This is a genomic window from Micromonospora sp. NPDC051006, from assembly GCF_044456245.1.
In the GTDB taxonomy this organism is placed as follows: domain Bacteria; phylum Actinomycetota; class Actinomycetes; order Mycobacteriales; family Micromonosporaceae; genus Micromonospora.
The window spans coordinates 177,875-192,041 of sequence record NZ_JBITFP010000010.1 but is presented as its reverse complement, the minus strand read 5'-3'; the positions used below and the strand labels follow the sequence as shown (position 1 = coordinate 192,041).

The following is a 14,167-nucleotide window of genomic DNA, read 5'->3' as shown; positions in this document are numbered from 1 at the left end:
CGGCCCTCCACTCCGCCCCACCCCCCGTGACGTGCGGTTTTGGTCGCGGGCCGGGCGCGCCACGCGGGCGAATCTGGTTGCAGGTGGAGGGAAGTGGAGTAGAGTGGGGCCCAATGGTGAGGCCGGGAGGGTCGCACCGGCCCGGGGGGTCAGCGGCGCCGCGAACGCCGCTCAAGGGCGAGGGGGTTGGGCCGTGTTCCTCGGCACCCACACCCCACGCCTGGACGACAAAGGCCGGTTGATCCTTCCGGCGAAGTTCCGGGATGAGCTGGCGGGGGGTGTCGTGATCACCAAAGGGCAGGAGCGCTGCCTCTACGTCTTCCCGACGCCTGAGTTCCAGCGGATCGCGGAGCAGTTGCGCGCCCAGCCGATGACGCACAAGGCGGCCCGGGCCTACAGCCGGGTCTTCTTCGCCAGCGCCCACGACGAGGTGCCCGACAAGCAGGGCCGGGTGACCATCCCGGCACACCTGCGCGACTACGCCGCGCTCGACCGCGACCTGGTCGTGATCGGCGCGAGCACCCGGGTGGAGATCTGGGACAGGGTCGCCTGGGAGACCTACCTCGCGGAGAGCGAAGACGAGTTCGCCGACATCGAGGAGGGGGTGCTGCCCGGCGGTCTGTAGGGCGGCACGGCGCCCGGCGTACTGCGAGATCTCCAGCCGCTTTCGAGTTCCTGGCATCCCTTCCCCGGTGCCAGGCGCACGATCTCTCGGGGGGCCTCGGCCCCGCGACGGGCGGGAGCGGATGGGGATCTGGCGGTACGGCGGCAAGGGCCGTCCGGTACGGAGCGCGAGTCGGAAGAACGGTTAACCAGCGGTGGGGGTCGACATGGGGGAGCTACGCGGCACGCACGTGCCGGTGCTGCTCGAGCGGTGTCTCGAGCTGCTGGCCCCCGCGCTGGGGCGAGGTGGGCGGACGGTCCACGTCGACGCGACGCTGGGCCTGGGCGGGCACGCCGAGGCGGTGCTCGAGGCGCATCCGCAGACGGTGCTGATCGGGCTGGACCGGGACACCGAGGCGCTGGCTCATGCGCGCGTCCGTCTGGCCCGGTTCGCCGACCGGATCCACCTGGAGCACGCGGTCTACGACGAGTTGCCCGAGGTGCTGCACCGGCTGGGTTACCCGGGGATCGACGGGATCCTGTTCGACCTGGGGGTCTCGTCGCTGCAACTGGACGCGCCCGATCGCGGGTTCGCCTACGCGCAGGACGCCCCGCTGGACATGCGGATGGACCAGACCCGGGGGGTGACCGCCGAGGAGGTTGTCAACACCTACGGCCACCCGGAGCTGGCCCGGGTGCTGCGGGTCTACGGCGAGGAGAAGTTCGCCGGGCGGATCGCCTCGGCGATCATCCGGGAGCGCGAGCGGGCTCCGATCACCTCGTCGGCCCGACTGGCGGAGCTGGTCAGGGAGTCAATTCCGGCACCAGCCCGACGAACCGGGGGACACCCGGCAAAGAGAACGTTTCAGGCTTTGCGGATCGAGGTAAACAAGGAGCTGGCAGTGCTGGAGACAGCACTGCCGGCCGCGCTCGACACGCTCAACGTGGGCGGCCGCATGGTGGTCCTGTCCTACCACTCGCTGGAGGACCGGCTCACCAAGGCGGCGCTCGCCGACCGGGTCCGCAGCAAGGGCCCGGTCGACCTCCCGGTCGAGCTGCCCGGCAAAGGTCCGACGTTCCGGCTGCTCAGCCGGGGCGCGGAGCTGCCCGGGGAGCGGGAGGTCGCCGCGAACCCGCGGGCCGCCTCGGTGCGGTTGCGGGCCGCGGAGCGGATCGACCCGGATGCGGAGCAGCAGGGGCGGACCGACCGCGAACGGTACCGCCGGCGGGTGAAGGCGATGCACCAACCGGAAACGGCGAACGCGCGATCCGTGGGGGATCCACCGCGGGCGTCGGGGGACGGCAGTGGGACGGATGAAGAGGGGGAGGGGACATGAACGTTGACGGGCGCGAGCGTCGGGACATCACCGGCGTCGGGCAGCGCGCACCGCGGTCGGGGGGCCGGACCGCGGCGGAGCGGGCCACGCGCGTCGGGAACGGTACGGCACGCACGGACCGAAAGAGCCGGCAGGGGGAGAACCGCGCGCGGGGGGCGCGCGAGTTTCCGACCCAGGGCAACGCCGCACTGCGGCCGCAGGAGAGCAGCGCCGTCACCGGCGCCCGCCCACCGCGGCTGCGGGTGGCGCCGCCGCCGCCGGTGTCGGTTCCGCGGGCTCCGTTCGCGGCGCTGATCGTGGTGCTGGTGGTCGGTGGGGTGCTCGGCGTCCTGCTGGTCAACACCAAGATCAACGAGAATGCGATCCGGATCGAGAAGCTCCAGCAGCAGCAGGCCAAGCTGGATGTGGAGCAGGAGCAGCTGAACAAGCAGATCGCCGACTTCGAGGCGCCGGGCAACCTGGTCGCCGCCGCGCGCAAGCTCGGCCTGGTCGAGTCGGGGGAGCCGGGCTACGTCCGGCTGCCGGACGGCCGGACCATCGGCGTGCCGCAGCCGGCCGCCGGCCAGCCGTCGGTGACCAGCCAGCAGGGCGCGGGAGGCTGATCCGTGCCGCCGAGGTCGGACGAACCGCGCCGGGACCCCACGGGATCCCGGCGCGGCTCGTCGCGGGACACCGGGGGCCGGGGCGCCGAGCCGCGCGCCGGCGAGCAGGGCGTCGGGGGGATCTCCGGCGCCCGCGCGTACACGCCGCGCGGACGCACCATCCGCGAGGAGGGCGGTGGGCAGGCCCGGGGCGGCAGCGGGGGCGCGGAGCAGCGGCGTACCCCGCGCAGCACCCGCTCCGGTGACCCGTTCCGCCCGGCGTTGCAGGTGCTCGACGGCGGGCGCGCCGGGGCCGCTCGGGCCGCCCGTCGGGCGGCGCCGGCCGCCGGCCGCTCCGGCGTGGTCCGCACCGTGCAGCCGCGCAACCCGCGTACCCCCTCGGACGAGCCGCCCGCGCCGCGGCGGCGGACCAGCGCTCCGCGCGCCCCGCGCCGGTCGGACCGACCGGCCGCCCGGCGGCCGTCGCGCAAGCCGCCCCGGCCGCCGAAGCTGGCCGACCCGCGGTTGAGGCTGCGGCTGGGCACCGCGCTCACCCTGGCGCTCTTCGCCGTCATCGGCATCCGGCTGGTCTTCCTCCAGGCGGTGGACACCCCGGCCTACGCCGGCGGCGGGGTGGCCGACCGGACCCGGACGGTCGATCTGCCGGCGCCCCGCGGGGCGATCTACGACCGCACCGGGGCCCCGCTGGCGCACAGCGTCGAGGCCCGGTACGTCTTCGCCGACCCGACGATGATCAAGGACGCCCCGGCCACCGCGAAGGCGCTCTCGCCGCTGCTGGGCATCTCGGCGTCCAAGCTGACCGAGCTGATGCGCCAGCGCAAGCTGGAGAACGGCAACCCGTCCCGGTTCGAGTACCTGGCCCGGGGGGTGGAGATCCCGACCGCCAAGCAGGTGCTGGCGCTGGAGCTGCCCGGCATCGGCGTGCACCGCGACGAGCGCCGTGAGGTGCCCGGCGACGACCTGGCCGCCAACCTGATCGGCTTCACCAGCCAGGACCTGAACGGGCTGGAAGGGCTGGAGGCCCGCTACGACGAGTTGCTCCGCGGCGAGGACGGCAAGCGGGTCTACGAGGCCGGTCTCGGCGACCTGGCCGCCCCGATCCCCGGCGGCTACAGCCGGACCACCCAGCCGAAGCCCGGCAGCTCACTGCGGCTGACCGTCGACCGGGACCTGCAGTACATGGTGCAGGTGATCCTCAGCCGGCACATGGCGCAGGTCAAGAACGGCACCGCCGCGGCCGTCGTGATGGAGGTCGGCAGCGGTGAGGTGCTGGCCCAGGCGAGCCACCCCACCTACAACGCGGCGAAACCGGTGCCGAGCGACCCGGTCGCCCGGGAGGACGTGGCCACCAGCTTCGTCGTCGACCCGGGCTCGGTGCACAAGGCGATCACCTTCGGCGCGGCCCTGCAGGAAGGGGTGATCACCCCGGACACCACGCTGCCGCTGGCGAACAGCATCAAGATGGGCGACACCTGGTTTTCGGACACCCACCCGGCCAACGGCCGGCGGATGAGCCTGCCCGGGATGCTCGCCTACTCCTCCAACGTCGGCACCATCACCATCGCCGAGCGGCTGGGTCGGGACCGCCTGATCGACTACCAGCGCCGGTTCGGGCTCGGGCAACCCACCGGCGAGGGGATGCCCGGCGAGGCCAGCGGCCGGCTGCTGCCCGCCGACGAGTGGAGCGGTTCGTCGCACGGGTCGGTGCCGATCGGGCACAGCGTGGACGCCACCCCGTTGCAGATGGCCGCCGCGTACGCCGCCATCGCCAACGACGGGACGTACGTGCAGCCGCACCTGATCAAGGAGGTGATCGGGCCGGACGGCAAGCACGCGCCGGGCAAGGCCCCGGTCACCCGTTCCGTGCTGAGCCCGCAGAACGCCGCCGCGCTGCGCACCATGCTGGAGGCGGTCACCACCGTCGACGGGGCCACCGGCGAGCAGGCCGCGATCCCGGGCTTCCGGGTCGCCGGGAAGACCGGCACCGGCTGGCGGCTGGTCAACGGGCAGAAGCAGCCCGGCGAGGTCTCCTCGTTCATCGGCATGGCCCCGGCCGAGAAGCCGCGCTACGTGATCGCGGTCTTCGCGTACACCCCGGACGGCGGGGGCAGCGCGGTCGCCACTCCGGCGTTCAAGGAGATGATGCAGTTCACCCTGCGTCACAACAAGGTGCCCCCGTCGACCACGGGCAAAGCGCCCAAGTTCGTGGTCTATCCGCGCTGAGCAGCCAAGGCGGGACATCATCGGTGAGTGGGGACGAACCACCGGGGCGGCTTTGCGATCTGCGCCGGGCGACCGGGTAGGGTCTGACGCCGTGCCCGGCAATCCTCGCCCCCGTACCGTGATCGGCACCCGGCTCGGCGACCTCGCCGCCCGGCTCGCCGTCGAGCCCCCGGCCGACGCCGTCGAGGTGCTGGTGACCGGCGTCACGCACGCCAGCCAGGAGGTCCGTCCCGGCGACCTCTACGCGGCGCTGCCCGGCGCCCGCCGTCACGGCGCGGAGTTCGCCGCCGGCGCGGCCCAGGCCGGCGCGGTGGCCGCCCTGACCGACCCGGCCGGCGTGCCCGCGGTGACCGCGGCCGGCCTGCCGGCGATCGTGGTGGACGACCCGCGCGCGGTGCTCGGCACGCTCGCCGCCGCCGTCTACGGCGACCCGACCGCCGACCTCACCGTCATCGGGGTGACCGGGACCGCCGGCAAGACCTCCACCGCCTACCTGGTCGAGTCCGGGCTGCGCGCCGCCGGGCACACCACCGGGCTGATCGGCACGGTGGAGACCCGCCTCGGCGACCTGGTGATCGACAGCGTCCGGACCACTCCCGAGGCGACCGACCTGCACGCCATGCTCGCCGCCGCCCGCGAGCGCGGGGTCACCGCGGTGGTGATGGAGGTGTCCAGCCACGCGCTGGCGATGGGTCGGGTCGGCGGGGTCCGGTTCACCGTCGGCGGCTACACCAACTTCGGCTCCGACCACCTCGACTTCCACGCCGACGCGGCGGACTACTTCGCCGCCAAGGCGCAGCTCTTCGACGGGCGTTGCGCGGTCGAGGTGCTCAACCACGACGACCCGGCGCTGCGTCCGCTCTTCAAGCCGGCCACGCTCAGCTACTCGGCCGCCGGCGACCCGGCCGCCACCTGGTGGGCCGACGGGGTCGGCGGCGCGGGGTACGCCCAGCGGTTCACCGTGCACGGCCCGGACGGCCTCACCCTGCCGGCCGGCGTGGCCCTGCCCGGCCGGCACAACGTGGCGAACGCCCTGCTGGCCATCGCCGCGCTGGTGGCCGTAGGGGTGGACCCGCGGACCGCGGTCACCGGGGTGGCGGAGTGCGGCGGCGTCCCCGGCCGGCTGGAGCTGGTCACCCCGGCGGAAGCTCCGGTCCGCGGCGTGGTCGACTACGCGCACAAGCCGGACGCCATCGTGGCGGCGCTGACCGCGCTGCGCGAGCTGAGCAGCGGCCGGCTGATCTGCGTGATCGGTGCCGGCGGCGACCGGGACCGGGGCAAGCGGCCGGTGATGGGCGCCGCCGCCGCGGAGGGGGCCGACGTGGTACTGGTGACCGACGACAACCCGCGTACCGAGGACCCGGCGGCGATCCGCGCCGAGGTCCTCGCCGGGGCGCAGCAGGCCGGCGCGGCGGCCCGGATCATGGAGGTGGCCGGCCGTCGGGCGGCCATCGACGAGGCGGTCCGGCTGGCCGAGCCGGGCGACGTCATCGCCGTGTTGGGCAAGGGCCACGAGCGGGGGCAGGAGATCGCCGGCGAGGTGCACCCGTTCGACGACCACACCGAACTGGCGGACGCGCTGCGGGCCCGCTTCGGCGACCTGGCAGGCCACCGGTGATCCCGCTGACGCTGGCCGAGGTGGCCACCGCGGTCGACGGCCGGCTGGTCGACGCCGACCCGGACGCCCGGGTCACCGGCCCCGTCGAGTTCGACTCCCGCAAGGTCTCCGCCGGCACGCTCTTCGTCGCCTTCCCGGGCGAGAAGGTCGACGGGCACGACTACGCCGCCGCGGCCGTCGAGGCCGGCGCGGTGGCGGTGCTCGGCACCCGCGAGGTGCCCGGCGTGCCGATGGTGCTGGTCGCCGACGCGCTGACCGCGATGGGCCGGCTGGCCCGCGCGGTGGTCGACCGGCTGCCGGGGCTGACCGTGATCGGATTGACCGGCTCCTCCGGCAAGACCACCACCAAGGACCTGATCGCCCAGCTCACCGCCCGGCTCGGTGCCACGGTGGCGCCGGCCGGGTCGTTCAACAACGAGCTGGGGCACCCGTACACGGCGATGCAGGCCGACCGGGAAACCCGCTACCTGGTCATGGAGAAGGGCGCCCGGGGGGTGGGGCACGTGCGCTACCTCTGCGAGGTGGTGCCGCCCCGGATCTCCGTGGTGCTCAACGTCGGCACGTCGCACATCGGCGAGTTCGGCTCCCGGGAGAACATCGCCCTGGCCAAGGGCGAGCTGGTCGAGGCGCTGCCCGCCGACGGAATGGCCGTGCTGAACGCCGACGACCCGCTGGTGGACGCGATGGCGAGTCGCACCGCAGCCCGGGTGGTCCGCTACGGCGAGGCGCCGGACGCCGAGGTACGGGCCGAGGACGTCGCTCTGGACGAGCGGGGGCGGGCGTCGTACACCCTGGTCACCCCGGACGGGCGCGCGCCGGTGCGGCTCGGGCTGACCGGGCGGCATCAGGTCTCCAACACCCTCGCCGCGGCGGCGGTGGCCCGGGAGCTGGGCATGCCACTGGCCGAGCTGGCCACCGCGCTGGGCGAGCTGGGGCTGGTCTCCACCCGGCGGATGGACGTCTTCGACCGGCCCGACGGGGTGACGGTCATCGACGACTCGTACAACGCCAACCCGGGCTCGATGGCGGTGGCGCTGAAGGCGCTGGCCAGCCTCGGCCAGGGTCGGCGTACCGTCGCGGTGCTCGGTTACATGGCCGAGCTGGGTCCGTACGAGCGCGACGGGCACGCCGAGGTCGGCCGGCTCGCGGCCGAGCTGGGTGTCGACCGGCTGCTCGTGGTGGGCGAGCCGGCCGCGCCGATCCACGAGGGCGCGACAGCGGTAGGAAACTGGGGAGGAGAGTCGGTGCTGCTCACCGATCAGGCGGCGGCCGTCGAGGTGCTGCGGGGCGAGCTACGGCCGGGCGACGTCGTCCTGGTCAAGGGCTCCCGGTACCGCACCTGGGACGTGGTGGACGCGCTGCGCGCGGACGCCAATGGGGAGAGCGCCGGATGAGGGCGGTCATCGTCGCCGTCGGGGTGGCGTTCCTGATCTCGCTCTTCTGCACCCCGATCGCGATCAAGGTGTTCACCCGGCTGAAGGCCGGCCAGCCGATCCGGTCCGACGGCCCGGTGATGCACCAGGGCAAGAAGGGCACGCCGACGATGGGCGGCGTGGTGTTCATCCTCGCCACGGTCATCGCGTACGTCGCCGGTCACCTGGCCCTGACCACCCTGCCGGACGCCCAGATCGCCCAGGTCGAACCGACCATCACCGCGCTGGTGCTGCTGGGGCTGATGGTCTTCTCCGGCGCGGTCGGCTTCCTCGACGACTTCCTGAAGGTGCGCAAGCGCAACAGCGCCGGGCTCAACAAGCGCGGCAAGCTGCTCGGCCAGATCCTGGTCGGCGCGGTCTTCGGCGTGGTGGCGCTCTACTTCCCGAGCACCATGACCGACTCCTCGGGCGCGGTGACCAACACCGAGACGGTCGGCAGCACCACGCTGAGCTTCATCCGGGACATTCCGGCCCTGGACGTCACCAAGGTCGGGGCGGTGGTCATCTTCATCTTCGTGGTGATGGCCGCGACCAACGGCGTCAACCTCACCGACGGCCTGGACGGCCTGGCCACCGGCGCCTCGGTGATGGTCCTCGCCGCGTACGCGCTGATCGCCTTCTGGCAGTACCGGCACTGGTGCGCCGACCCGAGCTACACCCAGGCCTACTGCTACACCGTCCGGGATCCGCTGGAGATCGCGCTGATCGCCGGGGCGGCGGCCGGGGCCTGCGTCGGCTTCCTCTGGTGGAACACCTCGCCGGCGCGGATCTTCATGGGTGACACGGGTGCGCTGGGACTGGGCGGTCTGATCGCCGGCATGGCGATGTCGACCCGGACCATCCTGCTGCTGCCGATCATCGGCGGCCTGTTCGTGATCATCACGATGTCCGTGGTGATCCAGATCATCTCGTTCCGGACCACCGGCAAGCGGGTCTTCCGGATGTCGCCGTTGCAGCACCACTTCGAGCTCGCCGGGTGGAGCGAGGTCAACATCGTGGTCCGGTTCTGGATCATCGCCGGCATCGGGGTGGCCATCGCGCTCGGCCTCTTCTACAGCGAGTTCCTCGCCAACATGACCTGATCCGCGCCCCGACCGGGCCGGCCCCGAACCGTGTCGCGCCCGCCCGGGCCGGCCCGGGCGGGCGGCCCGGACCGGCGCGCCCGAGCCCTCCGCCACCCGGCGGAGGGCTCGCCCGTTTCCGGCGACACGCCGAGCGGACCGTTGCGGGGGTGGCGAGCCGGCACAGCGGCGATGATGTCCGGGTGGGGGAGGGACGAGACACCGACGGCACCAACCAGGCCCGGCCGCGGCGGGCGCCCGGCGGTGGTCGTGGCACCGAGGCGACCACGGCGGCGCGTGCGCCCGACGAGCCGGGCGCGGCGACACCGGCGCCCCTGCGCGGCCTGGACGCCGCAGGCGGGCTGGCCGCGCTGCGCGGCCTGTTGGACCGCCCGCTGGCCTCCTACTACCTGCTGATCTCCAGCGCCGGCCTGCTGCTGGTGATCGGCCTGACCATGGTCTTCTCGGCGACCAGCGTGACGGACTACGCGGAGAACGGCAACGCCTCGACCTCGCTGACCAAGCAGGCGATCTTCGCGGTGATCGGCATGGTGGCGTTCTGGGCCTGCCAGCGGCTGCCGGCGAGCACCTACCGGGCGCTGGGCCGGCCGCTGCTGATCACCGCGATCGGCCTGCTGCTGCTGCTCAACCTGCTGCTCGCCTATGCCCGGCTGACCGGGCAGGACTCCGCCCGGGTCGGCCCGATCGAGGCACGGCTGCTCTGGCTCTTCATCGGCGGGATCCAGGTGCAGCCCTCCGAGCTGGCCAAGTTCGCGCTGGTGCTCTGGGGCGCGCACGTGATCGCCCGCAAGGGCGCCGCGCTGGGCTGGTGGCGGGAGCTGGCCACGCCGCTCTTCCCGGTGGTCGGCCTGCTCTTCGTGCTGGTCGGCTACAACGACCTGGGCACCATGATCTGCCTGCTGGCGCTGGTGGTCGGGCTGCTCTGGGCGGCCGGGGTGCGGATGCGGGTGTTCGGCGCGCTCTCGGTGGCCGGGCTGATCGGCGTCGGCCTGCTCATCGCGGTCGCCTCCCTCGGCGCGGGCTCCGGCGAGCAGGGCGAGCAGAACTACCGGTTCGCCCGGCTGGTCTCCTTCTTCAACCCCCCGGCGCCCGAGGACTGCAAGCTGACCGGCTGCTACCAGCTCTTCCAGGGCCGCCTGGCCATCGAGCACGGCGGCTGGTTCGGCGTCGGGCTGGGCAAGAGCAGCCTGAAGTGGGACTGGCTGCCCGAGGCGCACAACGACTTCATCTTCGCCATCATCGCCGAGGAGCTCGGAGTGGTCGGCTGCGCCGTCGTGCTCGTCCTCTTCGCCGTGCTCGCCTACAGCGGCCTGCGGATCGCCCGGCGGGTCGAGGATCCGTTCCGCCGGCTCGCCGCCGCCGCGGTGACCACCTGGCTGGTCAGCCAGGCCGCGATCAACATCGGCGGGGTGGTCGGGCTGCTGCCGATCACCGGGCTGCCGCTTCCGTTCATCTCCGACGGCGGAAGTGCCCTGGTCGTGACGCTGGCGGCGGTCGGCATGCTCGCCTCCTTCGCCCGTGCCGAACCCGATGCGGCCAGAGCCCTGCATGCCCGTCCGCCGGCCCGGTGGGTCCGACTACTCTGGGCCCCGTTGCCGCCGCTTCCCGGACGGCGTCGCCGACCGGCGTCGCCGCCGGCGGCCCGAGGGCCCGTGCCCCGGGCGCGGGAGCGGCGGGAGGACGAGCAGGCCGTGGCCCGCCGTGTCCGGCAGACCCGGACGCGGCGAGGCGCGGCGAACGAGAGGAGACGCTGATGGGTCCGCTGCGTTCGGTGGTGCTCGCGGGAGGTGGCACCGGGGGGCACATCTACCCGCTGCTCGCCTTCGCCGACTGCCTGCGCCGACACGACCCCGGCGTCCGGATCACCTGCCTGGGCACACCCCGGGGCCTGGAGAACGAACTGATCCCGCCGCAGGGCTACGACCTGCGCACGATCCCCGCCTACCAGCTGCCCCGCTCGGTCAACCTGAACCTGGTCCGCACCCCGGGCCGGATGTGGACCGCGGCCCGCGCCGCCGGCAAGGTGATCGACGAGGTGCAGGCCGACGTGGTGGTCGGCTTCGGCGGCTACGTCTCGGTGCCGGCCTACCTCGCCGCCTGGCGCCGCGAGCTGCCCATCGTCATCCACGAGGTGAACGTGCCGCCGGGGGTGGCGAACCGGCTCGGGATGAAGTTCACCAAGCACGTCGCGGTCGGCTTCCCGCACCAGCCGGCGCAGGCCGAGTCGCTGCGCGACGCCCGGGTGGTCGGCGTGCCGCTGCGCCGCAACATCGCCGGGCTCGACCGGGCCGCGCTGCGCGCCAGCGCCCGCGCCCACTTCGGACTGCGTCCCGACCTGCCGGTGCTCTTCGTCGCCGGCGGCTCGCAGGGCGCCCGCTCGATCAACCTCGCCGTCTCCGGCGCGGCCAAGGAGCTGGCCCGCAACGGCGTGCAGGTGCTGCACGTTATGGGCGCCCGCAACGAGCCGGTGCCGATCCCCACCGACCTGCCGGTGCCCTACGTGACCCTGCCCTACCTGTCCGAGATGGAGCTGGGTTACGCCGCGGCCGACCTGATGCTCGGCCGGGGCGGCGCGATGACCTGCGCCGAGGTGGCCGCGATCGGGCTGCCCACCATCTACGTGCCCTACCCGCACAGCAACCAGGAGCAGAAGCGCAACGCGCTGCCCGTGGTGGAGGCCGGCGGCGGGTTGCTCGTCGACGACGCCGAGCTGACCCCGGACTGGCTGGAGCGCACGGTGATCCCGCTGATCCGCGACCCGCACCGGCTCGGCGCGATGGGCGCGGCCGCGTCGGCGTACGGGCGGCGCGACGGCGACGTGGCGTTGCTGAACTACGTCTACGAGGCGGTGGCCCGATGACCGCGCAGTTCACCCCGGCCGGCACGCTCACCGCCGAGGACCTCGGCACCATCCACCTGATCGGGGTCGGCGGGGTCGGCATGAGCGGGCTCGCCCGGCTCTTCCTCACCCGGGGCATTCCGGTCTCCGGCAGCGAGCTGCGCGAGTGGCCCTCGCTGGCCGGGCTGCGCGCGCTCGGCGGCACGATCCACATGAGCCACGAGACGGCCAACCTGGACGGCGTGGACACCGTGGTCTACTCCTCGGCCATCCCCCAGGACCACCTGGAGATGGTGGAGGCGCGCAAGCGCGGCCTGCGGGTGCTGCACCGCTCCGAGGCGCTCGCCGCGGCGATGACCGGTCGCCGGACGGTGGCCGTGGCCGGCACCCACGGCAAGACCACCACCACCTCGATGGTCACCATGGTGCTCCAGCAGGCCGGCGCGGATCCCTCCTTCGTGATCGGCGGGGAGATCTCCGAGGTCGGCTCGGGCGCCCACCACGGCACCGGCGAGCACTTCGTGGTGGAGGCGGATGAGAGTGACCGCTCGTTCCTGATCTACCGCCCGTACGTCTCGGTCATCACCAACGTCGAGGCCGACCACCTGAACACCTACGGCGACCTGGCCAACCTGGAGGCGACCTTCGCCGAGTTCGCCCGGCTCACCGACCCGGACGGATACATCATCACCTGCGCCGACGACCCGGGCGGGCGCCGGCTGGCCGAGACGCTGCGGGCCGAGGGCCGCCGGGTGCACACCTACGGTGAGGCGGCCGACGCCGACCTGCGACTGACCGAGGTCACCTCGTCGGCGCAGGGCGTGCGCTACCTGGCCGCGATCGACGGCCGGTCGCTGGGCGAGTTCCGGCTGCCGGTGCCGGGGCGGCACATGGGGCTCAACAGCGCCTCGGCGGTGCTGACCACGTACCTGCTGGGGCTGCCGCTGGAGGCGGCGGAGGCCGCGCTGGCGGCGTTCCCCGGCGTGCGACGGCGGTTCGAGCGCAAGGGCGTCGCGGACGACGTGCTGGTCTACGACGAGTACGCCTACCACCCCACCTCGATGACGCTGGCCCTGCAGACGCTGCGTGAGGTGGCCGGCGACGGCCGGCTGATCGTGGTCTTCCAGCCGTACCGGCTCTACCGCACCCGCGACCTGCAGGCGGAGATCGCCGCTGCGCTGGCCATCGCCGACGAGTTGGTGCTGCTGGAGGTCTTCGGTCCGGGTGAGCTGCGCCAGCCCGGTGAGGGTTCGGCGGCGCTGATCGAGGCGGTGTCGCTGCCGGCCGAGCGCAAGGTCTTCGTGGACTCCTGGGAGGCGGCGCCGGTGGAGGTCGCCCGCCGGGCCCGCCCCGGTGACGTGGTGGTGACGATGGGCGCCCCGCCGATCTCACTGATGGGCGACCAGCTGCTGGACGCGCTGCTGGCCCGGGCGGACGCGGCGACGAACCCGGCCGGGACGGTGCCGCCGGGCGGCTCCTCCGGCGGCAGCGCGGCCATCGGGGGAACCGTCCCCGACGCGCCGCGCGGCGCCGGCACCTCGGCCGCAGGTGACGCCGTGGCCCCGGACGGCGCGGCGCCCGCCGCCGGATGAGCCCCGGGCCGGCCCGCGGGCGGACCTCCGGCGCCGAGGCGGCCGGCCGGCGCGGCGCGGTGCGCCGTTGGCAGCTGGTCCGCGCCGGCAGCGACGCGGTGCCCCCCTCGACCCGGCGGTTCATGCGCCGGGCCCGGCAGCGCCGGATGCGCGCCGCACTGCCGTGGGCGGTGGCGGCGGGGCTGCTCGCGCTGGCCGGGCTGGTCGCCTGGGCGGTGCTCGGCACCGGGCTGTTCGGGGTGCGCGAGGTGCGGGTGGAGGGCGCCGAGCTGGTCAACCCGGTGCAGGTGCGCGACGCGGCCGGGATACCGGATGGTGTTCCGCTGGCCCGGGTGGACCTGGCCGGCACCGCCCGACGGATCGGCGCGCTCGCTCCGGTGCAGCGGGCGACGGTGACCCGGGACTGGCCGGACGCGCTGGTGGTCCGGGTGGTGGAGCGCACCGGGGTCGCGGTGGTCCCGCAGGGCGAGCGGTTCGTGGTGATCGACGGCAGCGGGACGGTCTTCCGCAGTCTCACCCAGCGCCCGGACGACCTGCCGCTGATCCGGGTCGTCGAGCCGGGGCCGGACGACCCGGGCACCCGGGCGGCGGTGGAGGTGCTCGGCGCGCTCACCCCGCAGCTGCGCGCCGCGCTGGTGGACGTGACCGTGGAGAGCCTGGCCCTGATCAAGCTCCGGCTCGACGGCGACCGGACGGTGGTCTGGGGCGACGCGTCCCGGGGCGACGACAAGGCCCGGGTGGCCACCGCGCTGCTCGGACAGCGGGCGGAGACGATCGACGTGAGTGCGCCGGACGTGGTGACCTTCCGGTGATCCGGAGGGCTTGACGGGGCGGGCGC

11 protein-coding genes are annotated in these 14,167 nt (G+C 74.0%); all 11 read left to right on the top strand.

Annotated features, from left to right (window positions below):
- Positions 1 to 193 precede the first annotated feature (193 nt).
- On the top strand, positions 194 to 625 hold the full coding sequence (mraZ, locus tag ACIBBA_RS18175; RefSeq protein ID WP_357050195.1) for a division/cell wall cluster transcriptional repressor MraZ: 432 nt from the start codon (positions 194 to 196) through the stop codon (positions 623 to 625).
- A gap of 205 nt (positions 626 to 830) precedes the next feature.
- Positions 831 to 1,940, top strand: coding sequence for a 16S rRNA (cytosine(1402)-N(4))-methyltransferase RsmH (gene rsmH, locus ACIBBA_RS18170; protein ID WP_396698546.1), 1,110 nt, complete (start codon positions 831 to 833; stop codon positions 1,938 to 1,940).
- On the top strand, positions 1,937 to 2,542 hold the full coding sequence (locus tag ACIBBA_RS18165; RefSeq protein WP_396698544.1) for a hypothetical protein: 606 nt from the start codon (positions 1,937 to 1,939) through the stop codon (positions 2,540 to 2,542). The genes rsmH and ACIBBA_RS18165 overlap by 4 nt, the downstream gene beginning before the upstream one ends.
- A 3-nt stretch (positions 2,543 to 2,545) precedes the next feature.
- Positions 2,546 to 4,765 carry a peptidoglycan D,D-transpeptidase FtsI family protein gene (locus ACIBBA_RS18160; RefSeq protein ID WP_396698542.1) on the top strand — a complete coding sequence of 740 codons (2,220 nt, stop codon included), beginning with the start codon at positions 2,546 to 2,548 and terminating at the stop codon, positions 4,763 to 4,765.
- Positions 4,766 to 4,856: 91 nt separating this feature from the next.
- Complete coding sequence (locus ACIBBA_RS18155) at positions 4,857 to 6,383, top strand: UDP-N-acetylmuramoyl-L-alanyl-D-glutamate--2,6-diaminopimelate ligase (RefSeq protein ID WP_396698540.1); 1,527 nt, start codon at positions 4,857 to 4,859, stop codon at positions 6,381 to 6,383.
- Positions 6,380 to 7,777 (top strand): UDP-N-acetylmuramoyl-tripeptide--D-alanyl-D-alanine ligase, encoded by a 1,398-nt coding sequence (gene murF, locus ACIBBA_RS18150; RefSeq protein ID WP_396698537.1) that lies wholly within the window; start codon positions 6,380 to 6,382, stop codon positions 7,775 to 7,777. Before ACIBBA_RS18155 ends, murF begins: the two co-directional genes overlap by 4 nt.
- Positions 7,774 to 8,898 (top strand): phospho-N-acetylmuramoyl-pentapeptide-transferase, encoded by a 1,125-nt coding sequence (gene mraY / locus ACIBBA_RS18145; RefSeq protein WP_350872409.1) that lies wholly within the window; start codon positions 7,774 to 7,776, stop codon positions 8,896 to 8,898. Before murF ends, mraY begins: the two co-directional genes overlap by 4 nt.
- A 314-nt stretch (positions 8,899 to 9,212) precedes the next feature.
- Complete coding sequence (locus ACIBBA_RS18140) at positions 9,213 to 10,652, top strand: FtsW/RodA/SpoVE family cell cycle protein (RefSeq protein WP_396698575.1); 1,440 nt, start codon at positions 9,213 to 9,215, stop codon at positions 10,650 to 10,652.
- The gene (gene murG, locus ACIBBA_RS18135; protein WP_396698535.1) at positions 10,652 to 11,758 is read left to right on the top strand and encodes an undecaprenyldiphospho-muramoylpentapeptide beta-N-acetylglucosaminyltransferase; all 1,107 of its coding nucleotides are present in this window, start codon (positions 10,652 to 10,654) and stop codon (positions 11,756 to 11,758) included. The genes ACIBBA_RS18140 and murG overlap by 1 nt, the downstream gene beginning before the upstream one ends.
- Entirely contained in the window at positions 11,755 to 13,329 is a 1,575-nt protein-coding gene (murC, locus tag ACIBBA_RS18130; RefSeq protein ID WP_396698533.1) for a UDP-N-acetylmuramate--L-alanine ligase, read from the top strand. Before murG ends, murC begins: the two co-directional genes overlap by 4 nt.
- Positions 13,326 to 14,141, top strand: coding sequence for a cell division protein FtsQ/DivIB (locus tag ACIBBA_RS18125; RefSeq protein ID WP_396698531.1), 816 nt, complete (start codon positions 13,326 to 13,328; stop codon positions 14,139 to 14,141). Before murC ends, ACIBBA_RS18125 begins: the two co-directional genes overlap by 4 nt.
- The last annotated feature ends 26 nt before the right edge of the window (positions 14,142 to 14,167 follow it).

Excerpts from the sequence above, each read along its gene's own strand:
- murC (WP_396698533.1), top strand. The coding sequence starts at position 11,755 with ATGACCGCGCAGTTCACCCCGGCCGGCACGCTCACCGCCGAGGACCTC.
- murG (WP_396698535.1), top strand. The coding sequence starts at position 10,652 with ATGGGTCCGCTGCGTTCGGTGGTGCTCGCGGGAGGTGGCACCGGGGGG.
- ACIBBA_RS18165 (WP_396698544.1), top strand. The coding sequence starts at position 1,937 with ATGAACGTTGACGGGCGCGAGCGTCGGGACATCACCGGCGTCGGGCAG.
- ACIBBA_RS18125 (WP_396698531.1), top strand. The coding sequence starts at position 13,326 with ATGAGCCCCGGGCCGGCCCGCGGGCGGACCTCCGGCGCCGAGGCGGCC.
- rsmH (WP_396698546.1), top strand. The coding sequence starts at position 831 with ATGGGGGAGCTACGCGGCACGCACGTGCCGGTGCTGCTCGAGCGGTGT.
- mraY (WP_350872409.1), top strand. The coding sequence starts at position 7,774 with ATGAGGGCGGTCATCGTCGCCGTCGGGGTGGCGTTCCTGATCTCGCTC.